Source organism: Escherichia sp. KTE96 (assembly GCF_000408525.1).
Taxonomy (GTDB): domain Bacteria; phylum Pseudomonadota; class Gammaproteobacteria; order Enterobacterales; family Enterobacteriaceae; genus Escherichia; species Escherichia marmotae.
The window spans coordinates 371,630-392,276 of the sequence record NZ_KE137149.1; the positions used below are offsets into that span (position 1 = coordinate 371,630).

Annotated in this window: 17 protein-coding genes and 3 pseudogenes; 14 read left to right on the plus strand and 6 right to left on the minus strand. The window is 50.4% G+C overall.

What is annotated here, in order from left to right; all coding sequences use genetic code 11:
• The first annotated feature begins 5 nt into the window (after positions 1 to 5).
• Both A1WG_RS12500 and A1WG_RS12495 read left to right on the plus strand, forming a co-directional pair.
• Positions 6 to 986, plus strand: a complete 981-nt coding sequence (locus A1WG_RS12500) for a sugar phosphate isomerase/epimerase family protein (RefSeq protein ID WP_000256415.1) — start codon at positions 6 to 8, stop codon at positions 984 to 986.
• Between the two features lie 102 nt (positions 987 to 1,088).
• Positions 1,089 to 2,354 (plus strand): MFS transporter, encoded by a 1,266-nt coding sequence (locus A1WG_RS12495; RefSeq protein ID WP_001517347.1) that lies wholly within the window; start codon positions 1,089 to 1,091, stop codon positions 2,352 to 2,354.
• Between the two features lie 107 nt (positions 2,355 to 2,461).
• Here the strand turns inward: A1WG_RS12495 and A1WG_RS12490 are convergent, their stop codons facing one another.
• Positions 2,462 to 3,250: a DeoR/GlpR family DNA-binding transcription regulator gene (locus tag A1WG_RS12490; RefSeq protein ID WP_000022286.1), complete on the minus strand. Its 789-nt coding sequence runs from the start codon at positions 3,248 to 3,250 to the stop codon at positions 2,462 to 2,464.
• Between the two features lie 39 nt (positions 3,251 to 3,289).
• Positions 3,290 to 4,186 carry a sugar kinase gene (locus A1WG_RS12485; RefSeq protein WP_001517346.1) on the minus strand — a complete coding sequence of 299 codons (897 nt, stop codon included), beginning with the start codon at positions 4,184 to 4,186 and terminating at the stop codon, positions 3,290 to 3,292.
• 172 nt (positions 4,187 to 4,358) lie between these two features.
• Between A1WG_RS12485 and yihU the strand changes: the two genes are divergently transcribed.
• The 12 genes and pseudogenes from yihU to A1WG_RS23195 all read left to right on the plus strand — a co-directional run.
• A complete protein-coding gene (gene yihU / locus A1WG_RS12480; protein ID WP_001517345.1) occupies positions 4,359 to 5,237 on the plus strand; it encodes a sulfolactaldehyde 3-reductase in 879 nt (292 codons plus the stop codon).
• A 24-nt stretch (positions 5,238 to 5,261) separates the two neighbouring features.
• Positions 5,262 to 6,149 (plus strand): aldolase, encoded by an 888-nt coding sequence (locus tag A1WG_RS12475; RefSeq protein ID WP_000094553.1) that lies wholly within the window; start codon positions 5,262 to 5,264, stop codon positions 6,147 to 6,149.
• A gap of 32 nt (positions 6,150 to 6,181) precedes the next feature.
• Positions 6,182 to 7,192 (plus strand): zinc-dependent alcohol dehydrogenase, encoded by a 1,011-nt coding sequence (locus tag A1WG_RS12470; RefSeq protein ID WP_001517344.1) that lies wholly within the window; start codon positions 6,182 to 6,184, stop codon positions 7,190 to 7,192.
• Between the two features lie 69 nt (positions 7,193 to 7,261).
• Complete coding sequence (locus tag A1WG_RS12465) at positions 7,262 to 8,695, plus strand: MFS transporter (protein WP_000078427.1); 1,434 nt, start codon at positions 7,262 to 7,264, stop codon at positions 8,693 to 8,695.
• A gap of 101 nt (positions 8,696 to 8,796) precedes the next feature.
• Positions 8,797 to 10,145: pseudogene (locus tag A1WG_RS0121755) on the plus strand (MFS transporter).
• Positions 10,135 to 11,022: an aldose 1-epimerase gene (locus A1WG_RS12460; RefSeq protein ID WP_016242559.1), complete on the plus strand. Its 888-nt coding sequence runs from the start codon at positions 10,135 to 10,137 to the stop codon at positions 11,020 to 11,022. Before A1WG_RS0121755 ends, A1WG_RS12460 begins: the two are co-directional and overlap by 11 nt.
• 140 nt (positions 11,023 to 11,162) lie before the next feature.
• Entirely contained in the window at positions 11,163 to 11,762 is a 600-nt protein-coding gene (yihX, locus tag A1WG_RS12455; RefSeq protein WP_000965690.1) for a glucose-1-phosphatase, read from the plus strand.
• The gene (locus A1WG_RS12450; RefSeq protein ID WP_000920721.1) at positions 11,756 to 12,628 is read left to right on the plus strand and encodes a virulence factor BrkB family protein; all 873 of its coding nucleotides are present in this window, start codon (positions 11,756 to 11,758) and stop codon (positions 12,626 to 12,628) included. The genes yihX and A1WG_RS12450 overlap by 7 nt, the downstream gene beginning before the upstream one ends.
• Positions 12,625 to 13,062, plus strand: coding sequence for a D-aminoacyl-tRNA deacylase (dtd, locus tag A1WG_RS12445; protein WP_000560983.1), 438 nt, complete (start codon positions 12,625 to 12,627; stop codon positions 13,060 to 13,062). Before A1WG_RS12450 ends, dtd begins: the two co-directional genes overlap by 4 nt.
• A 44-nt stretch (positions 13,063 to 13,106) precedes the next feature.
• Positions 13,107 to 14,048, plus strand: a complete 942-nt coding sequence (gene fabY, locus A1WG_RS12440) for a fatty acid biosynthesis protein FabY (RefSeq protein WP_001517342.1) — start codon at positions 13,107 to 13,109, stop codon at positions 14,046 to 14,048.
• 425 nt (positions 14,049 to 14,473) lie between these two features.
• Positions 14,474 to 14,693, plus strand: a pseudogene (locus tag A1WG_RS12435) (CopG family transcriptional regulator).
• Positions 14,694 to 14,714: 21 nt separating this feature from the next.
• Positions 14,715 to 14,843: pseudogene (locus A1WG_RS23195) on the plus strand (PIN domain-containing protein); the annotation flags it as partial.
• 36 nt (positions 14,844 to 14,879) lie between these two features.
• Here A1WG_RS23195 and fdhE read toward each other — a convergent pair.
• The 4 genes from fdhE to fdnG form a co-directional block, all read right to left on the minus strand.
• Positions 14,880 to 15,809, minus strand: a complete 930-nt coding sequence (gene fdhE, locus A1WG_RS12430) for a formate dehydrogenase accessory protein FdhE (RefSeq protein ID WP_000027717.1) — start codon at positions 15,807 to 15,809, stop codon at positions 14,880 to 14,882.
• Entirely contained in the window at positions 15,806 to 16,441 is a 636-nt protein-coding gene (gene fdoI / locus A1WG_RS12425) for a formate dehydrogenase cytochrome b556 subunit (protein WP_000829020.1), read from the minus strand. Before fdoI ends, fdhE begins: the two co-directional genes overlap by 4 nt.
• Positions 16,438 to 17,340: a formate dehydrogenase O subunit beta gene (gene fdoH, locus A1WG_RS12420; RefSeq protein ID WP_000331381.1), complete on the minus strand. Its 903-nt coding sequence runs from the start codon at positions 17,338 to 17,340 to the stop codon at positions 16,438 to 16,440. The genes fdoI and fdoH overlap by 4 nt, the downstream gene beginning before the upstream one ends.
• A gap of 125 nt (positions 17,341 to 17,465) precedes the next feature.
• On the minus strand, positions 17,466 to 20,522 hold the full coding sequence (gene fdnG, locus A1WG_RS12415; protein WP_077688246.1) for a formate dehydrogenase-N subunit alpha: 3,057 nt from the start codon (positions 20,520 to 20,522) through the stop codon (positions 17,466 to 17,468).
• Positions 20,523 to 20,647: the final 125 nt, after the last annotated feature.

Genomic DNA, 20,647 nt, shown 5'->3' on the forward strand with positions numbered 1-20,647 from the left:
GTTTTATGGTGACAATAAATAACGCAAGAAAGATTCTACAACGTGTCGATACTCTTCCTCTTTATTTACATGCCTATGCTTTTCATTTAAATATGCGGCTGGAAAGAGTATTGCCGACTGATTTACTTGATATAGCGAGTGAAAATAATCTGCGAGGCGTCAAAATTCATGTTCTGGATGGAGAACGTTTTTCTCTGGGTAATATGGCAGATAAAGAACTCTCTGCCTTTGGCGATAAAGCTCGCCGTCTGAACCTTGATATTCATATTGAAACCAGTGCCTCAGATAAAGCATCTATTGACGAAGCCGTCGCCATCGCACTGAAAACCGGGGCATCGTCCGTGCGTTTTTATCCGCGTTATGAAGGTAATTTGCGCGATGTATTATCGATCATCGCTAACGATATTGCTTATGTGCGGGAAGCGTATCAGGACAGCGGCCTGACCTTTACGATCGAACAGCATGAAGATTTGAAAAGCCATGAGCTGGTATCGTTGGTCAAAGAAAGTGAGATGGAGTCTCTTTCCTTACTGTTTGATTTTGCGAACATGATCAATGCAAATGAGCATCCCATGGACGCCTTAAAAACGATGGCACCGCATATTACTCAGGTGCATATCAAAGATGCATTGATCGTTAAAGAACAGAGTGGTCTGGGGCATAAAGCCTGTATTTCAGGTCAGGGAGATATGCCGTTCAAAGAGTTATTAACGCACCTTATCTGCCTGGGTGATGATGAACCGCAGGTGACGGCATATGGCCTGGAAGAAGAGGTTGATTATTATGCTCCGGCGTTCCGCTTTGAAGACGAAGATGATAATCCGTGGATCCCATATCGCCAGATGAGTGAAACACCATTGCCAGAAAAGCATTTGCTGGATGCGCGGTTACGTAAAGAAAAAGAAGACGCAATTAATCAGATATATCATGTGCGTAACGTACTACAACAAATCAAGCAAGAGGCAAGCCATCTTCTGAACCACTAATAAGTTTTAACTCATCCGCAGTTAATAAAAACCATTCTATAAGAATGGTCGGTATCTTATTGCCTTTAAAACAGTGATTTTAAAAATCGCTTAGGGGATGTTATGCTCACAAAAAAGAAATGGGCGTTATTTAGTCTATTAACACTGTGTGGCGGTACAATTTATAAATTACCGTCGTTAAAAGATGCGTTTTATATCCCGATGCAGGAGTATTTCAATTTGACCAATGGCCAAATTGGTAATGCCATGTCAGTAAACTCATTTGTCACGACAGTGGGTTTTTTTCTGTCTATTTATTTTGCCGATAAACTACCGCGCAGATACACCATGTCATTCTCACTCATTGCTACGGGATTACTGGGAGTTTATTTGACGACAATGCCGGGGTATTGGGGCATCCTCTTTGTCTGGGCGCTATTTGGCGTTACTTGCGACATGATGAACTGGCCTGTGTTGCTCAAGTCGGTAAGTCGGCTGGGCAATAGCGAACAACAAGGCCGGTTGTTTGGTTTCTTCGAAACAGGACGTGGCATTGTCGATACCGTGGTGGCATTTTCTGCGCTGGCAGTATTTACCTGGTTTGGTAGTGGCTTATTGGGCTTTAAAGCGGGTATCTGGTTTTATTCCCTTATTGTGATTGCCGTGGGCATTATCATTTTCTTTGTACTGAATGACAAAGAAGAGGCACCTTCCGTTGAGGTGAAAAAAGAAGACGAAGCATCGCAAAATACCAGTATGAGCTCGGTGCTGAAAGACAAAACAATCTGGCTTATCGCTTTCAACGTCTTCTTCGTTTACGCGGTTTACTGTGGCCTGACGTTCTTCATCCCATTCCTGAAAAACATCTATCTGCTGCCCGTTGCGCTGGTGGGGGCTTACGGCATCATAAATCAATATTGTCTGAAGATGATCGGTGGGCCTATTGGCGGCATGATTTCAGATAAGATCCTGAAATCACCGAGTAAATATCTGTGCTACACCTTTATCATCAGCACCGCGGCACTCATAATGTTGATTATGCTGCCGCACGAAAGTATGCCGGTATATTTAGGGATGGCATGTACGCTGGGCTTTGGTGCGATAGTCTTTACACAGCGAGCCGTATTTTTTGCACCTATCGGCGAAGCAAAAATTGCTGAAAATAAAACAGGCGCGGCGATGGCGTTGGGTAGCTTTATTGGTTACGCCCCGGCGATGTTCTGCTTCAGTCTGTATGGCTACATTCTGGATTTAAATCCGGGGATTATTGGCTACAAAATCGTGTTTGGCATTATGGCCTGCTTCGCATTCTGTGGTGCGGTGGTTTCCGTAATGCTGGTTAAGCGTATTAGCCAACGTAAGAAAGAGATGCTGGCGGCTGAAGCTTAATTAATGGCCGGATGTGTTTAATCCGGCCAATGAAAACCGTATCAACCATCGCATCCGGCAAAACAAAATCCGCTGAAATCTCCAGCGGATTTTTCGAAATTTCAATTTCAGGATACTTCTTGCTCGGCAACCACCAGTTCGACATTCTCTTCGCTTAATAACTGGCAGAAAGAATTGGGCGGTGGAGCATCAGTAAAAAATGCTCTGACATTTCGTGCATTGCCAATTGAAACGGCAGCAGACGCGGCAAACTTAGTATGATCTGCCACTAGCAATGTATTCCGCGCATGTTTAATCATCGTTCTCGCGACTAACGCTTCATTGACATCAAATTCCAGCAGGGTGCCATCATGCTCAATGGCACCAATACTGGTGATTAAATAGTCTGCGCGGAAACCTTCAATAAAATCCACAGCTCCGGGGCCGATGATCCCGCCGTTATGGGCGCGTAAAGTGCCTCCCGGCACCATCACTTCAATATCCTGATTCTTATAAAGAATCTGTGCTACACGTAGGCTGTTAGTGATAATGCGTAAATCACGGCGGTTGAGTAATGCCCTGGCAACGGCTTCGACCGTAGTACCGATGGTGATAAAGACGGTACAGCGTTCGGGAAGGTAATCAGCGACCGCCTCAGCGATCGCCCGTTTCTCGGCGGTGAGCGAAAGTTCCCGTTGCTCAAAAGCGGTATTCATGACGCTGGAGACGCGCCCAGCCCCTCCATGATGACGGGTGATCAACCCCTGCTCGCTTAGTTTTCGGATATCCCGGCGCACGGTTTGCGTTGAAACATCCAGCAGTTGTGCCAGTTCTTCAATATTCATATAACCGCGTTCTGCGATTAGATGAACGAGTTGGTCATGGCGTGGATTACCTGTCACTTCGATGATACTCATGAATACTCCCTTGCCCCTCCTCGGTAGATGTTTACCATTTTACGCATAAAGTGACAAAAATGATTCGGTTTGCTCACGATTAGGAATGCCAGCCCGACCGCCAGCCTGGGTACATTTCATCGCGGCAACCGCACTGGCAAAACGAATAGCCTCTTTTGTGGGCATTTTTTCTGCTAACGCTACCGCGAGTGCGCCGTGAAAAACATCGCCTGCTCCAGTGGTATCAACCACATTGACAGAAAATGCCTCCTGTTGACACAAATGATCATCTTCAATCCACAACGATCCTTCAGAACCCAGCGTGACATACACTTTACCTGCTGTTTGTGTGGCAGCCTGGTACAAGCCTTCTTCAGGTGACTGAAGGCCGGTCATGCGTTTCAGCCCTGGCGTTGAGAACACAGCATGGTCGGCAAGCGCGACAAGTGGAGAAATATCCTGCGGTGTCATATCGGCGTCTAAAAGCGTTGTCACGCCCGCAAGGCGCGCTTGCGAGAATGCTTTTTCAGTGCCGCTATGCCAGCGAACATCGGCCAGAACCAGATCATAACGAGAGAAATCGATCGCTTCTAACCATTCGGCATCAGTATCGAGATCGGGGCTTGGATAATTAACGATAATCCGTTCGCCATGCTGATCAACGAGGATCGCTGATTGCGACGAACGGGCATTAAGATATCGGCGGCAAAATGCCGTATTGACGCCCCAACTCTCAAGTTCTGCAAGTAAGGTATTTCCACAACTGTCATCGCCGACGCGACCGATGAAATCAACCTCCACGCCGAGTTTTGCTATTGCAACAGCGGCTGTTGCCGCCGGGCCACCACCAATCTCAAGATAATGATTTGCCTGATATTTCCCGCCGCCCTCTGGCAGACAGGGCAAAGAATAAATCCTGTCCTGAACAGTGATACCTACACATGCAATTCTGGTCATATTTGTCTTGTCCTGTTTAATTTTGTCGTCTTTGGTCAATTTAAATGACACAAATGATCAAATTAGTGATGTGTGTCGTGTTTTTGAACATAAATTACAAATATGCTCAAAAACAGACGAAAACGAATTTTCAATTGTCATTATTTTGTCAATGTCAGACAGGAGAGCGTTCATGGCAACCATTGCATTTCTCGGGCTGGGGCAGATGGGTAGCCCAATGGCTAACAATCTATTGCAAAAAGGGCATTTATTGCAGGTATTTGATGTCAATACACAGGCTGTCGATGCGCTAGTCACGCAGGGGGCCACTGCGGCACAAACCCCAGCGGAAGCGGCAGTAGGCGCTGAATTTATCATCACTATGCTTCCCAATGGTGACATTGTTCGGCAGGTGTTGTTGGGGGAAAAAGGTGTCTGTGAAACTGTTTCATCTGACGCGTTAGTGATTGATATGTCGACTATTCATCCCTTACAGACCGATGCATTAATACGGGAATTACAAGAAAAAGGCATCAGTATGATGGACGCCCCCGTGGGCAGAACGTCTGTGAATGCGATTGATGGCACATTGCTGATTTTAGCGGGTGGCACTGATGAGCAGATTGCGCGCGCACGCCCGATTCTCATGTGCATGGGTAATGAGCTGGTCGAAGCTGGCGGCCCGGGAATGGGGATCCGCGTGAAGCTAATTAACAACTATATGAGCATTGCGCTTAATGCGCTGTCCTCCGAAGCCGCTGTGTTATGTGAGTCACTGGGATTAAATCTTGATATCGCAATTAAGGTGATGAGTGGTACGGCAGCAGGGAAAGGGCATTTTACGACCACCTGGCCTGGCAAAGTGCTGAAAGGCGATCTTTCTCCCGCCTTCATGGTGGATCTGGCGTTGAAAGATCTGCGTATTGCTGTTGATGTCGCTCAGGAGACGGGGGCGCCGCTCAATATGGGGATTGCAGCAGAAAGTTATTACGCCGCAGCAAGTCAAGACGGTAAAGGGCGGCAGGACTGGAGCGCCCTGCTAAATCAGGTTCGTCAGCAGGCTGGTCTTTAATTTTATCTATTAACAGGAGTTTCTATGTCATCCCACTTCACCCCATTTACGCTGAAAGATATCTCCCGCCCAGGTGGTGGATTTGCCATGTTAGCTGTCGATCAGCGTGAAGCTATGCGTCTGATGTTTGCGGCAGCAGGACAGCCAAAACCCGTCTCCGACAGTGTACTCACCGATTTTAAAGTCGCCGCGACCCGCATCCTTTCTCCTTATGCTTCTGCCGTTCTGGCGGATAAACAATTTTGTCTTGATCAAATTGTCGAGCAGGGCGCTGTTGCTAATTCTTGCGGTCTGATTGTCGCTGCCGATCTTTTTATCCCAGGTAATGGCATCCCGGTTGATAGCGTTGAAATAGATATGTCCGTCGACCCGCATAAAGCCCGTGAAATGGGGGCGAAGGCGATGAAATTACTTGTGCTCTGGCGTGAAGATGAACCTGCAGAGGAACGTCTGGCAATGGTCGATAAGTTTGTTCGTCGCTGCCGTAGTGCCGGGCTGGTCAGCATTATTGAGCCTGTGGTGCGTCCACCTCGTCGTGGTTGGGACTTTGATCGTGAAAGCGCCATTGTTGCCGCCGCCGCAGAGCTTGGTGGAACAGAGGCTGATCTTTACAAAGCCGAGATGCCATTAGGAGGCAAAGGCGATGAAAAAACCTTACTTTCCGCCTGCCAGAAACTTAACGATCAGATGAAGATGCCGTGGGTAATTCTTTCTTCTGGCGTCGATGCCGATATTTTTGGACGCGCGGTAAGTATTGCGATGAAAAGCGGCGCGTCTGGCTTCCTGGCAGGACGAGCGGTTTGGGCGTCGGTTGTTGGTGCACAAGATCCACAAACTATGCTGCGCGATGTCTCCGTTCCACGCTTACAACGATTGGCTGAAATTGTCGATGAAGGTATCGCGCAACGCTAATTCCCTATGGATAACGATTCTGGAGAATAATGATGGATAAAATTACCCAGGTTTTATTTTCAGATATTGGGAAAGTCACCACTCAATATGTTGAAGTACCACACCAGCAACTTAAACCGCACGAAGTACGGATTGCGCCTGTGTTCTACGGGATATGCGGATCGGATCTGCATGTTTTGAAAGGCGGTCATCCGTTTGCCAAACCGCCAGTCGTTCCCGGTCATGAAATTGCAGCGCGTGTTACGGAAGTGGGTAGCGACGTCAAACATGTACAGCCGGGCGATCATGTGGTTGTCGATCCCATCATGGCTTGCATGGAATGCCGGGCCTGCAAAGCAGGGCGTTTTAATCTTTGTGAACCACCGCAGGTTGCCGGTTTTCGCGCGCCGGGCTTTGCTCGCTCACAGCACATTGTTCCTGCGCGTAATTGCCATGTCGCACCAGCCTCTTTACCGCTAAAAGTGTTGGCCTTTGCCGAACCGGCAGCGTGTGCTCGTCACTGTGTTAACCGAATGCCGAAGGCTTCTCTGGAGAGCGTACTGGTGATTGGTGCTGGAACAATTGGCTTATCCATTGTGCAGGCACTGCGCATTATGGGGGCAGTAAAGATTACCGTGATTGAACCTGACGCGGCCAAACGTGCACTGGCGTTAAAATTGGGTGCTGCAGAGGTTTGGGCACCGGGAGAACTGGCCGCAGATGTGCGATTTACGGGAGCGATTGATGTCGTTGCAGCGCAGGCCACGCTTAATGATGCCTGTACCCGTGTGTATGCCGGAGGCACCGTTGTGTGTATGGGCGTACCGAGTGGGCCGCGTGAAATACCACTACCGATGATGCAACGTTTCGAGCGTGACTTGCTCAACTCTGGCATGTACATCCCTGAAGATTTCGATGCCGTTATCGAATGGCTGGCGGATGGGCGGTTTGATACCAGTGAGCTGGTTACCGATTTATTTGCCATTGATGACGCAGCGGCAGCATTCGAACGCGCGCAGCAAAATGACTCCATAAAAGTCATGCTGCAATTTGCGCCGGAATGATTTTCTAAATCTCTGTCTGGCGCTGCGCTACGTCAGCGCCACCCTACAACAATTAAAAAGGACACTGCGATGAGTCAAATCACCAGTCCTGCAATTTATTCAATTAGTCGTCCACAGGACGTAATTGATATTGTTAATAAGAACTCTGCGATCAACACCAGTATCGGCGTTATTTTTATTGCTTTGGGCGGCATATTGATTGATGCCTATCAGGCGGCGATGGTGGGGTTTGGTAATAAATATATTGCCGCTCAATTTGGTATTTCTCCTGGGCTTGCCGCAACCGTTAATGCTTCAGTATTAATCGCCGCATTAATAGGTGGTTTATTAGCGAATCGGGTCATCAACCGCTTTGGGCAAAAGCGAGCATTTATTATTGGCATGGGGTTATGCACCATCGGTGCTGCTGCGGTGGCTATTGCGCCCAGTATCTGGTGGGTGCTGGTGTGTCGCGTCATCATGGGCTTTGGCTTAGGCATCGACTTCCCTTTGGCAACCAATGCCGTGGCAGAGCTTCGTGGTTCAACGTCGAAGAAAACCGGAACGTCGGTCAATCTCTGGCAAATGGCCTGGTATGTTTCAACTACCGTTGTCTATCTGGTGCTTTTGCCTCTGCTTCTGTCTGGTATTGCTGAAGAACAGTTGTGGCGTTACGGAATATTCATCGGGGCTATTTTCGCAGTCATCTTCATGATTTTGCGTTACGTCTTTATCGGTGAATCCGCAATGTGGGCCGCACGCGTCGGGCGTTACCAGGAAGCGTGCGACATCCTGGGAAAACGTTACGGTGTTCAGGCTCGCGTTGCGACACCGGGTACAGCAGAAGCCAGATCCGCGGAAAAGGTAGAGAATAAATACAGAGGTGGATATGGCATCTTATTTAATGATCGTTACCGCAAACGCACCATCCTCGGCTGTGTCGTGGCAACCATGCAGGCGTGGCAATATAACGCTGTAGGTGTTTATCTTCCTCTTACCTTGGCGGGAATAATAAGTGGCGGGCTTACTGGCGCGTTGACGGGTTCTGCCGTCGTGAATGCCCTTTGTGGGGTAACCGGCGGGATGATCGGCTCGTTTATTCTCCAACGATTAGGCACCCGCCGACAGTCCATGTATGGATTTGCCGTTGTGACCTTAGCATTGCTGTCGTTAGGCGCACTGGCGACGACTAATCCCTGGCTGTCTTTAGGGTTGTTGGGATCAATTATTTTCTTCCATTCAGCGGGGCCTGGTGGGTTGGGCATGACCATTGCCACACTCTCATATCCTCCTGCTATTCGCCCTACTGGGGTGGGATTTGCCCGTGCGATTATGCGCACCGGTGCGATTGCCGGGCTTATTTTCTGGCCGATGCTGTGGGGTGCGTTGAAAACTGAAGCGTTTTACTGGTTGGCAATTGTGCCATTCCTGGGATTCCTGACCTGCGTATTGATTAATTGGGAACCGTTGGGGGCGAATGTGGATGCCGAAGACGCGGAAGTTCTGGCGGAATTGAACAAATAAACATAACGCGTATCGGCATCAGGTCGATGCGCGTATTTATCAGACTGCCCACTTTGTAGTGGGTTATTCCCCAATTTCTCGCCGACCAGGAGAGGAAAATGATGTCTGAAACGTTACCTACACCGCAAGAAGGACTTTCCGGTAAAGCCATGAGACGTGTCGTAATGGGCAGTTTCGCGGGCGCGTTGATGGAATGGTATGACTTCTTTATTTTTGGCACGGCAGCAGGGCTGGTATTTGCTCCGCTTTTTTTCCCGAACAGCGATCCTTTTATAGGTCTTATAGCCGCCTTTGCTACCTTTGGTGTCGGTTTTTTGACTCGTCCCTTAGGTGGCATCGTCTTTGGCCATTTTGGCGATAAAATTGGGCGAAAAATAACGCTTATCTGGACACTGGCTATTGTCGGTTGCTCCACATTTTTGATTGGTTTTATTCCGACGTATCAGGAAATTGGGATCTGGGCACCGCTCATATTAATGGCGCTGCGCTTAATTCAGGCTTTGGTCTTGGTGGCGAGTATGGCGGAGCGGCATTGATGACCATTGAATCTGCGCCCGAATCCCGGCGCGGTTTTTTAGGTTCGCTCCCACAAACGGCTGCATCAGTGGGGATTATGCTGGCAACCGGTATTTTTGCGCTCTGTAACCATTTACTGACTCAGGAACAGTTTCTCTCCTGGGGATGGCGTATTCCGTTCTGGCTTTCTGCGGTGATGTTGATCGTTGGGTTATTTATCCGCCTGCATACTGAGGAGACACTGGATTTTCAAAAGCAAAAAACGACGAATAATAAAGAAAAGTCCGTTCCTCCGTTGATTGAATTATTCAAAAAACATCCGCGAAATATTTTATTAGCGCTGGGCGCGAGGCTGGCAGAGAGTGTCTCCTCCAATATTATTAACGCCTTTGGTATCGTTTATATTTCCAGCCAATTAGCATTATCGCGAGATATTCCTCTGACGGGCATGCTGATTGCCTCGGCGATCGGTATTTTCAGTTGTCCGTTGGTCGGGTGGTTATCAGACCGTATAGGTCAAAAATGTCTGTATTTGTCAGGTGCGGGATTTTGTGTCCTGTTCGCGTTTCCTTTCTTCTTATTACTGGATAGTAAAAGTACGCTCATCATCTGGTGCAGTATGATCCTCGGCTATAACTTAGGCCCGACGATGATGTTTGCCGTGCAGCCGACACTTTTCACCCGCATGTTCGGCACCAAAGTACGATATACCGGTCTTTCTTTTGCCTATCAATTTTCCGCAATACTTGGCGGACTAAGCCCCCTTATCGCCTCAAGTTTGCTGGCGCTGGGAGGGGGAAAACCGTGGTATGTCGCTCTGTTTTTATTTGCTGTCTCAGTTCTTTCCTTTGTTTGCGTCTGGCTGATTGAGCCGACCGATGAACAAGAAACCGCTTCTTACCGCTACATCAGGGAACAATCTCATGAAAACTGAACGGAATAACGAGCATTATCTGGCGCTACAACAGGCGTTTGACGCGCCCTGGCCTGGGCCTGTGGGAGAGTCTGTGACGCTGGAAAAAGGCAGTATTCGCCTGCAGATTTATCCGCATGATGGTGCCAGGCTCACCTCATTACAGGCATTTGGTTGTGAAGTATTACGCCAATGGCAGCCGCAACGCAGAGCTTTTCAGTACGGCTGTTTCCCAATGGTGCCGTGGGCAGGGCGATTGGGGAACGCGACGCTGAATGCTGGTGGGCAATGTTATTCTTTACCCGCCAATAAACCACCACATGCGTTACATGGTATGGCGTGCTATTCAACATGGGAAATTATCGCCAAAACAACAGATTCCCTGACTTTACGTATGCCTCTGGCTTCACCGTGGCCATGGCAAGGGGAAGTGATTCAGACTTTTTTGCTGGAGAACGATGCGCTGGTTTTACAACTGGAAATCCATTCACATGCCGATACATTCCCGGCCTCTGCGGGCTGGCATCCGTGGTTTGCGAAAAAGCTGGCTCCGCAAAGTACAGCGTCGTTGCAGGTGCTTTTTGATGCGGACTGGCAAGAAGAAGCGGGTAGTGATGAACTGCCAACAGGAAATCGCATCTCTCCTCAAGTCGGCCCCTGGGATGACTGTTTTGGTTTTTATGACGGGTTAAAGGTTAAGTTACTGTGGCCAGGTAAACTCGCGATGACCATGACTTCTTCAGCAAACAGTCTGGTTGTATTTGATAAACAGCCTGATGCCACCTGTGTTAACCCGCTTACTCAGGCACCTAACGCAATAAATCTAACGCCGGAATTTGTGACACCAGATAAGCCGCTGGTCATCGAAACCCGTTGGCAATTTACGCCTGAATCTTAACCATTCATCTAATGCGAAAAAGTCAGTGAAATTACTCTGCTTTTTCGCAATCAGCGTCACAAGATTACCCTTATTGCCACATAGCCAAACCCATCCTTTCCCGCTACAGTTAATTTCCTGTGGTGTGAAAGGAGGCAAAAATGCTCTATATCTTTGATTTAGGTAATGTGATTGTCGATATCGACTTTAACCGTGTGCTGGGAACCTGGAGCGATTTAACGCGTATTCCGCTGGCGTCGCTTAAGAAGAGTTTTCATATGGGTGAGGCGTTTCATCAGCATGAGCGTGGGGAAATTAGTGATGAAGAGTTCGCTGAGGCGCTGTGTCATGAGATGGCCTTACCGTTAAGTTACGAACAGTTCTCCCACGGCTGGCAGGCGGTGTTTGTCGCGCTACGCCCGGAAGTGATCGCCATTATGCATAAACTGCGTGAGCAGGGGCATCGCGTGGTGGTGCTTTCCAATACTAACCGCCTGCATACTACCTTTTGGCCAGAGGAATACCCGGAAATCCGTAGCGCTGCCGACCATATCTACTTGTCGCAAGATTTAGGTATGCGCAAACCGGAAGCGCGAATTTACCAGCATGTTTTGCGGGCAGAAGGTTTTTCACCAGACGAGACGGTCTTTTTCGACGATAACGCCGATAATATAGAAGGAGCTAATCAGCTAGGTATTACCAGCATTCTGGTGAAAGATAAAACCACCATCCCGGACTATTTCGCGAAGGTGTTATGCTAAAAACCATCCATGAAAAAGCCAGGCATCGTACCCGTCCGCTATGGGCCTGGCTGAAACTACTCTGGCAACGCATTAATGAGGACAACATGACAACCCTGGCAGGTAACCTTGCCTACGTGTCATTGCTCTCATTAGTGCCGCTGGTTGCCGTTGTTTTTGCACTTTTCGCCGCGTTTCCCATGTTTTCTGATGTCAGCATTCAGTTGCGTCATTTTATCTTCGCCAACTTTCTTCCTGCCACAGGCGATGTTATCCAGCAATATATCGAACAGTTTGTTGCCAACTCCAACAAGATGACCGCCGTCGGGGCGTGTGGTCTGATCGTCACGGCATTATTGTTGATGTACTCCATCGATAGCGCGCTGAATGCCATCTGGCGCAGTAAACGGGTACGCCCCAAAATTTATTCGTTTGCTGTGTACTGGATGATCCTGACGCTGGGGCCGCTGCTGGCGGGGGCCAGTCTGGCGATCAGCTCCTATCTACTCTCCCTGCGCTGGGCGAGCGATCTCAATACTGTCATCGACAATGTGCTGCGTATTTTTCCGCTGTTGTTGTCGTGGATCTCCTTCTGGCTGCTGTACAGCATTGTTCCTACCATTCGCGTACCTAACCGCGACGCGATTGTCGGCGCGTTTGTCGCCGCACTCCTGTTCGAAGCAGGAAAGAAAGGTTTCGCGCTTTATATCACCATGTTCCCGTCATATCAGCTCATTTACGGTGTGCTGGCGGTGATCCCCATCCTCTTTGTCTGGGTCTACTGGACATGGTGTATCGTCTTGCTTGGTGCAGAAATTACTGTCACTCTCGGGGAATACCGCAAACTTAAACAAGCTGCTGAACAAGAAGAAGACGACGAACCATGATTGCATTAATTCAACGCGTAACCCGAGCCAGCGTCACCGTGGAGGGAGAAGTGACGGGCGAAATTGGCGCGGGACTTTTGGTGTTATTGGGTGTCGAAAAGGATGATGACGAACAGAAAGCAAACCGTCTGTGTGAGCGTGTGCTCGGCTATCGCATCTTTAGCGATGCTGAAGGCAAGATGAATCTCAACGTGCAACAGGCGGGCGGCAGTGTGCTGGTGGTTTCCCAGTTTACCCTTGCCGCAGATACCGAACGGGGGATGCGCCCCAGCTTCTCCAAAGGCGCTTCACCGGATCGCGCAGAGGCGTTATATGACTATTTCGTCGAACGCTGCCGTCAGCAGGAAATGAACACGCAAACAGGACGCTTCGCTGCCGATATGCAGGTATCGCTGGTCAATGATGGTCCCGTGACATTCTGGTTGCAGGTATGAGCCAGCTTCCAGGTGTGTCACGGGAAACAAGAGAGAGTATCGCTATGTATCACCTTCGGGTTCCACAAACAGAAGAAGAATTAGAGCGCTACTATCAATTCCGCTGGGAGATGTTGCGTAAACCCCTGCATCAACCGAAAGGTTCTGAACGCGACGCCTGGGATGCGATGGCGCATCACCAGATGGTCGTCGACGAGCAGGGTAATCTGGTGGCAGTAGGGCGGCTGTATATCAATGCCGATAACGAAGCCTCCATTCGCTTTATGGCCGTTCATCCCGACGTGCAGGACAAAGGCCTGGGCACGCTGATGGCGATGACCCTGGAGTCGGTAGCGCGTCAGGAAGGCGTTAAGCGCGTGACCTGTAGCGCCCGTGAAGACGCGGTGGAGTTTTTCGCTAAGTTGGGGTTTGTGAATCAGGGGGAGATCACCACCCCAACCACCACGCCGATTCGCCATTTTCTGATGATTAAACCCGTCGCTACTCTGGATGACATTTTGCATCGCGGCGACTGGTGCGCCCAGCTCCAGCAGGCGTGGTATGAACACATCCCGTTAAGCGAAAAAATGGGCGTGCGCATTCAGCAATATACCGGGCAAAAATTTATCACCACCATGCCGGAAACCGGCAATCAGAATCCGCACCACACGTTGTTTGCCGGGAGTTTATTCTCTCTGGCAACGCTCACCGGTTGGGGGCTTATCTGGCTGATGCTGCGCGAACGCCACCTCGGCGGAACGATTATTCTTGCCGATGCGCATATCCGCTACAGCAAGCCGATTAGCGGCAAACCTCATGCGGTGGCCGACCTCGGTGCGTTAAGCGGCGATCTCGACCGTCTGGCGCGCGGGCGTAAAGCGCGGGTGCAAATGCAGGTCGAAATCTTTGGCGACGATACGCCAGGCGCGGTGTTTGAAGGCACATATATCGTTCTGCCCGCGAAGCCATTTGGCCCGTATGAAGAGGGCGGGAACGAAGAAGAGTAGGGCGGCCGTTTTAATTAATACCGGTTGGTGGCGGCACTGACCGGTCTGCGATGGGCGATAAATTTTATCTTAAGCCTGATGCGGTAAATACGCTGACTTTTTCGGGTACACTATCCTGATGATGTAAATGAAGACCCAGTCAAAAAACAAATATCCTTGAATATAATATATTCATAGCACCATAACTCGGCCTTATTATTTGTTGTCGCTTTTCTGTGGATGCGATCCGACCTAATTAAGAGTAATAAACAATCATGGGCGATGCTAAACGATTTTTTAATAATAATTAAAATAACTGTAACTGTTGCATTGTTTCTGGAAAGTGTCTCGCAAAAACAAAACCACATGCGGAAACCAGCTTTCGTTAATTAATTTTCCAGTGTAAGTTTCATACATTAATTAACAGTATATGTTAGGTGGTAACGATGGCGATGAATACGGTTTTTCTTCATTTGTCAGAAGAGGCAATTAAAAGACTGAACAAACTCAGGGGCTGGCGTAAAGTTTCACGATCTGCAATTTTACGCGAAGCGGTGGAGCAATATCTGGAGCGGCAGCAATTTCCGGTACGTAAGGCAAAGGGAGGCAGGCAAAAGGGGGAGGCGCCAGGTGTTGAAGAATCCGTGTAAGGTGCATGAGGAATGACAAAAAGACTTTTTCATTCTTGAATATAAAATCAAAAAGCCAGATGCCATTATTCTGGCAACGGCACAGATTTATGGCTGCGAACTGGTAACGCGAAATACGAGAGATTTTGCGGGAATAGCAGGTGTTGTCACACCCTATGAACTGTAATCCGGGCGACCTGTGCCCCCCGGAAAACGTCAGAGATTACTCCCCTTCACCCGGGAACAGGAACGGGTTGATGGAACTGCGGGCGTAGCCTTCTTGCTCCATTCGCGCGTCCAGTACCAGAGAGGCGAGGTCATCCGCCACAGCTTCAACTTTTGGATCTTTTTCCTGATAAAGAATCTTCAGGTAAGTGCCGCAGTCATCACAGCTTTCGGCTTTAATTGCAGCCTGTTCGTCATCCAGCGACCAGTAGTGCAGTTTGCCGCTCTGTTCGCAGTTGCTGCATTTTACGCGCACCACGTGCCATTCGGTTTCGCACAGGTTGCAGTGCAGATAACGCAGGCCCTGAGTCGTGCCGATTTGCACCATGCTGGAAACCGGCATCGAACCACAAACCGGGCAGTACTGACGTTGTTCGCCATATTCTGCACGGGCTTTGCCAGGGATCAGATTAGCCATCTGTGCCCAATAGAGCGACAACGCGGCCCAGATAAACGGCGCTTTATCACTGCTGACTGACGAGAAATCAGAGGTAAACAGCGCGTTGGCCATATCTTCCAGTTCCTGGGTCGATGCCTTCTCCAGATTCTCAATCACAGCCAGCGCCGGACCGCTCATTTCAGGTTTCAGTTCAGCAATCAGCGCCATCAGCAGTTTTTGCCAGTGCTTATCACGCGGCAGTACGTGAATATCCAGCGGTGGCTTGCCCTGTGCGCTTGCTTCTTTAATGCGTGTGGTCAGATCCATCTCCAGCGGATGGTCGTACAGCACCACTTCCTGGGCGTGGGCGATAAGCGCAGCAAAGCGCAGGTAATCACCCAGCGGATTATTTTCTGCCAGCTCGCGCAGACGCTCGGCGCGGCGGTTGTATAAATTTTTGAGCCGAGGGAACAATAACGGCGGAATCATATCCGCCGTACGTTTCTCGCTCGAACCCAGCTCATCTTGCGGGATTATGCGAATACTCATTCAGCTTTCTTTTCCGTTGTCTTGCGGACTTCACGATACCAGCGTGGATGGTGTTTCTTCGCCCATGCGCTGGTAACCCATCCTTCCACCATGGCGGTAATCGTGCCTTTCACCCAAAGGGCGGCGTAGATATGCACCATGATAACCACAATTAACGCCACTGCGGCAAATGAATGCAGCATTAACGCGAATCGGATCACCGGGATTGAGAAAGCAGGCGCAAAATAAGGACGCCAGATAATCACACCGCTCACCAGCAGCAGGACCAGGAAAATAATTGCCGCCCAGAAAACGCATTTCTGACCGAAGTTATAACGCCCGGTGTCACCTACTTCCTCGTTGACGACGATCTTACGAATATTCTTCGCCCAAAAGATATCATCCCGATTGATTAGGTTGTGATGCCAGTAACGGAAAAACATGATGATGAACGAGGCAAACATAACCACGCCAACAAACGGGTGCAGAATTCGCGCCAGTTGCGGCGTGCCCATGATTTGCATCAACCAGTTGAAAGAGGGGAACAAAAATCCCATCCCGCTTACCGCCGCCAGGATGAAGCAGAAGGCGGTGATCCAGTGGTTGATACGTTCCGGTGCGGTGTAGCGCACGATGGTGTCACGTCGTTTCATTTGCGCTCCTCGTCTTTCTCTTCGTGCAGATTATTCTCTTCCTCATCCGCACGGTTCGGACCGACACCCACGTAGTGGAAGATACTGGCCGCAAAGGTAGCTGCAAAGCCAACAGCCGCGAGCGGTTTCCAGATGCCTTTCCAGAATTTTACGGTTTGGCTGATTTCCGGATTTTCCGGCAAGCCATGATACAGATTCGGCTTGTCAGCATGGTGCAACACATACATCACGTGTGTACCACCGACGCCAGCCGGATCGTACAGACCTGCATTGTCGTAACCGCGGGTTTTCAGCTCAGCCACGCGCTCGCTCGCCAGCGTTTTCATCGACTCTTTCGTACCGAAGTGAATCGCGCCTGTCGGGCAGGTCTTCACGCAGGCCGGTTCTTGCCCAACCACTACACGGTCTACGCACAGCGTGCATTTGTAGACGCGGTTGTCTTCCGGATTGAGGCGAGGAATATCGAACGGACAGCCCGCGATACAATAACCGCAGCCAATGCACTGCTCGGACTGGAAGTCGACGATACCGTTGGCATACTGAATAATTGCCCCTTCCGCCGGGCACGCTTTCAGGCAGCCTGGATCGGAACAGTGCATACAGCCGTCTTTGCGGATCAGCCATTCCAGTTTGTCGTTTTGCTCCACTTCCGAGAAGCGCATCACCGTCCACGATTTGGCGCTTAAATCATTAGGGTTGTCATACACCCCTATGTTATTGCCGACGGTATCGCGAATGTCGTTCCACTCTGAACACGCCACCTGACAGGCTTTACAGCCGATACAGGTGGTGACGTCGATGAGTTTCGCCACTTCTTCCTGGAAATCCCGCGCCTGAGGGGCGGGGGTCAGACCGTTAGTCGCGGAACGACGAATGATATCTTGAGATTGGTAAGCCATATTTCGTCTCCGTACCCTTCATCTTTCAGCTTGCAGGTTCGCTGGCTTCCTTATTCATCCCGGTCACATAGTGTTTCTGCTCCCGGTCTTCATGGCGTTGCCAGCTCCCTGCAATCTGAAATCTATTAGGTATCCACCTTTTCCACATTCACGAGGAAGGATTTAAACTCCGGCGTCTGCGTGTTCGCATCACCGACGAATGGCGTCAACGTATTGGCAATAAAGCCTTTTTTCGCTACGCCTTCATAGCCCCAGTGAATCGGAATACCGATGGTATCGATATCTTTGCCGTTCGCTTTCAGCGTGCGAATACGTTTGGTCACCACTGCTTTGGCTTTGATATAGCCGCGGTTGGAGGAGACTTTCACGGTATCGCCCTGGGCAATGCCAAGTTTGTTCGCCAGCGACTCACCGATTTCCACAAACTGCTCTGGCTGCAAAATCGCGTTCAACAGCGCGTGTTTAGTCCAGTAGTGGAAATGCTCGGTCAGACGATAGGTGGTTCCGACATACGGGAACTTATCGGCTTTACCTAATGCTTCAGCGTCATCTTTAAAGATACGCGCAGCCGGGTTTGAGATAACGTTTGGATGCAGCGGGTTAGTCCCCAGCGGCGTTTCAAACGGCTCGTAGTGTTCCGGGAACGGCCCCTCCGCCATCTTATCGAGGGCAAACAGACGGCCCATGCCTTCCTGCTGCATGATAAACGGCCCGACGCCGCTGCCCGGAGGCGCTGCGCTGTAGTCTGGAATATCCCAGCCGGTCCACTTGGTGCCGTCCCATTTCAGCAACTGACGCTTCGGATCCCACGGGTTACCCTGCGGGTCTGCGGAGGCGCGGTTATACAGAATGCGGCGGTTAAGCGGCCATGCCCATGCCCAGCCCAACGTGTTACCGAGGCCAGACGGATCGGCGTTATCACGACGCGCCATCTGGTTGCCTTCCGGCGTCCAGCTACCGGCGAAAATCCAGCAGCCACAGGAGGTTGTTCCGTCATCACGCAGTTGGGCAAACGAGCTAAGTTGTTGGCCTTTTTTAACAATGACCGCTCCGGTTGCCGGGTCGGTAATATCGGCCAGCGCCTTACCGTTGCTCTCCATCGCCACTTCTTCTGAAGATGGCTCATGCGGAATGGCGTAGTTCCAGGTCATGTTCAGCACCTGATCCGGATTTGCGCCGCCCTGTTCGGCATACATCTTGCGCAAGCGCAGGAAGATACCGGAAAGGATTTCGCCATCAGTCAGCGCAATCCCCGGGGCGTCCGCGCCTTTCCAGTGCCACTGCAACCAGCGACCGGAGTTAACGATAGAACCGTTTTCTTCCGCGAAGCAGGTCGATGGCAGACGGAACACTTCGGTCTGGATCTTCGAAGAATCGACTTCGTTCAGCTCACCGTGGTTCTGCCAGAAGTTAGAGGTTTCAGTGTTCAGCGGGTCGATGGTCACGAGGAACTTCAGTTTCGACAGACAACCGATCACTTTGTTTTTGTTCGGGAATGAGGCAACCGGGTTAAAGCCCTGGCAGATATAGCCATTGACCTTGCCCTCTTTCATCATCTCGAAGTATTGCAGGACGTCGTAGCCTTTATCCCACTTCGGCAACCAGTCAAAGCCCCAGCTATTTTCCGCCGTTGCTTTATCGCCAAAGAATGCTTTCATCATCGAGACGAAGAATTTCGGGTAGTTGCTCCAGTAGTTGACCTGACCTTCCAGCAGCGGTTTCGGCGTGCTGGCGGCGAGGTAGGTTTGCAAATCGGTTTGCTTCTCGCTCGGTAGCGTCATGTAACCCGGCAGGCTCTGCGACAGCAGCCCCAGATCCGTCAGCCCCTGAATGTTGGAGTGACCGCGCAGGGCGTTAACGCCACCGCCTGCCATCCCCATATTGCCGAGCAGCAACTGGATCATCGCCATCGTGCGGATGTTCTGTGCACCAACGGAGTGTTGCGTCCAGCCGAGCGCGTAGAGGAACGAGGCGGTTTTATCGTGAGCACTGGTTTCTGCGATGTATTCGCAGACTTTCAGGAACGCGTCTTTTGGCGTACCACAAATGTTTTCAACCACATCTGGCGTATAACGGGAAACGTGCTGTTTCAGCAGGTTCCATACGCAACGTGGGTGTTGCAACGTGGTATCGCGTTTGGCAAAGCCGTTTTCGTCCAGTTCATAAGTCCAGCTAGACTTATCGTACTTGCGTTTTTCCGCGTCGTAGCCGGTGAACAGGCCATCTTCAAAGCCGTAATCCTCACGCACGATCAGGCTGGCGTTGGTATAGGCTTCGGTGTATTCGCGGTTGAATTTTTCATTGTTCAGCAGGTACAGCAATACGCCTGACAGGAAAGCAATGTCAGTACCGGAACGAATAGGGGCATAGTAGTCAGCCACCGCTGCCGTACGCGTAAAGCGAGGATCGATCACAATCAGCTTCGCGCCGTTGTGAATTTTGGCTTCCATCGCCCAGCGGAATCCGACCGGGTGAGCTTCAGCGGCATTACCGCCCATCACCACAACAAGGTTGGCGTTCTTGATGTCGACCCAGTGGTTGGTCATCGCACCGCGACCAAATGTTGGAGCAAGACTTGCTACCGTTGGTCCGTGTCAGACACGCGCCTGGTTGTCGACCGCGAGCATACCCAGCGCGCGCGAGAATTTTTGCGTTAAATAGCCGGTTTCGTTACTCGACGCGGAAGCACACAGCATCCCGGTGGAGAGCCAGCGGTTAACAGTCACGCCTTCGGCGTTTTGCGCAATGTAGTTAGCATCGCGGTCTTCTTTCATCAGTTTGGCGATGCGATCAAACGCCTCTTCCCAACTGATTTGCTGCCATTTATCAGAACCAGGTGCACGGTATTCCGGGAACTTCAGACGGCTTTCGGAGTGGATGAAATCCACCAGGCCAGCGCCTTTCGGACAAAGCGCACCGCGGTTGACCGGGTGATCCGGGTCACCTTCGATATGGAAGATAGATGCTTTGGCGTTTTTTGCTCCGTCACCGAGGCTGTACATCAGCAGCCCACAACCAACAGAACAATAGGTGCAGGTATTACGGGTTTCGCGGGTGCGCAGCAGTTTATACTGCCTTGTCTCCGCGAGTGCTACGCTGGGTGCGAAACCCAGTGCCGCTGCCGTGGTGCCTGCCATACCGCCAGCGCAGATCTTAAAGAACTGCCTTCTGCTGACCTGCATGGATTGCTCCTTGTTTCGACATTGTCACGTCCCATTTACATTCGCTTGCTGCGCGTGCAGGGAGTGGGAGTTATTTTTCTTTGCGGAAGAGGCCGCAAAGGTCCAGAATTGGCTCAATTTCCCTC

Excerpts from the sequence above, each read along its gene's own strand:
- yihU (WP_001517345.1), top strand. The coding sequence starts at position 4,359 with ATGGCAACCATTGCATTTCTCGGGCTGGGGCAGATGGGTAGCCCAATG.
- A1WG_RS12460 (WP_016242559.1), top strand. The coding sequence starts at position 10,135 with ATGAAAACTGAACGGAATAACGAGCATTATCTGGCGCTACAACAGGCG.
- dtd (WP_000560983.1), top strand. The coding sequence starts at position 12,625 with ATGATTGCATTAATTCAACGCGTAACCCGAGCCAGCGTCACCGTGGAG.
- A1WG_RS12450 (WP_000920721.1), top strand. The coding sequence starts at position 11,756 with ATGCTAAAAACCATCCATGAAAAAGCCAGGCATCGTACCCGTCCGCTA.
- fdoH (WP_000331381.1), bottom strand. The coding sequence starts at position 17,340 with ATGGCTTACCAATCTCAAGATATCATTCGTCGTTCCGCGACTAACGGT.
- A1WG_RS12465 (WP_000078427.1), top strand. The coding sequence starts at position 7,262 with ATGAGTCAAATCACCAGTCCTGCAATTTATTCAATTAGTCGTCCACAG.
- fdhE (WP_000027717.1), bottom strand. The coding sequence starts at position 15,809 with ATGAGTATTCGCATAATCCCGCAAGATGAGCTGGGTTCGAGCGAGAAA.
- A1WG_RS12485 (WP_001517346.1), bottom strand. The coding sequence starts at position 4,186 with ATGACCAGAATTGCATGTGTAGGTATCACTGTTCAGGACAGGATTTAT.
- A1WG_RS12490 (WP_000022286.1), bottom strand. The coding sequence starts at position 3,250 with ATGAGTATCATCGAAGTGACAGGTAATCCACGCCATGACCAACTCGTT.
- A1WG_RS12495 (WP_001517347.1), top strand. The coding sequence starts at position 1,089 with ATGCTCACAAAAAAGAAATGGGCGTTATTTAGTCTATTAACACTGTGT.
- A1WG_RS12500 (WP_000256415.1), top strand. The coding sequence starts at position 6 with ATGGTGACAATAAATAACGCAAGAAAGATTCTACAACGTGTCGATACT.
- A1WG_RS12475 (WP_000094553.1), top strand. The coding sequence starts at position 5,262 with ATGTCATCCCACTTCACCCCATTTACGCTGAAAGATATCTCCCGCCCA.
- A1WG_RS12470 (WP_001517344.1), top strand. The coding sequence starts at position 6,182 with ATGGATAAAATTACCCAGGTTTTATTTTCAGATATTGGGAAAGTCACC.
- fdoI (WP_000829020.1), bottom strand. The coding sequence starts at position 16,441 with ATGAAACGACGTGACACCATCGTGCGCTACACCGCACCGGAACGTATC.
- fabY (WP_001517342.1), top strand. The coding sequence starts at position 13,107 with ATGTATCACCTTCGGGTTCCACAAACAGAAGAAGAATTAGAGCGCTAC.
- yihX (WP_000965690.1), top strand. The coding sequence starts at position 11,163 with ATGCTCTATATCTTTGATTTAGGTAATGTGATTGTCGATATCGACTTT.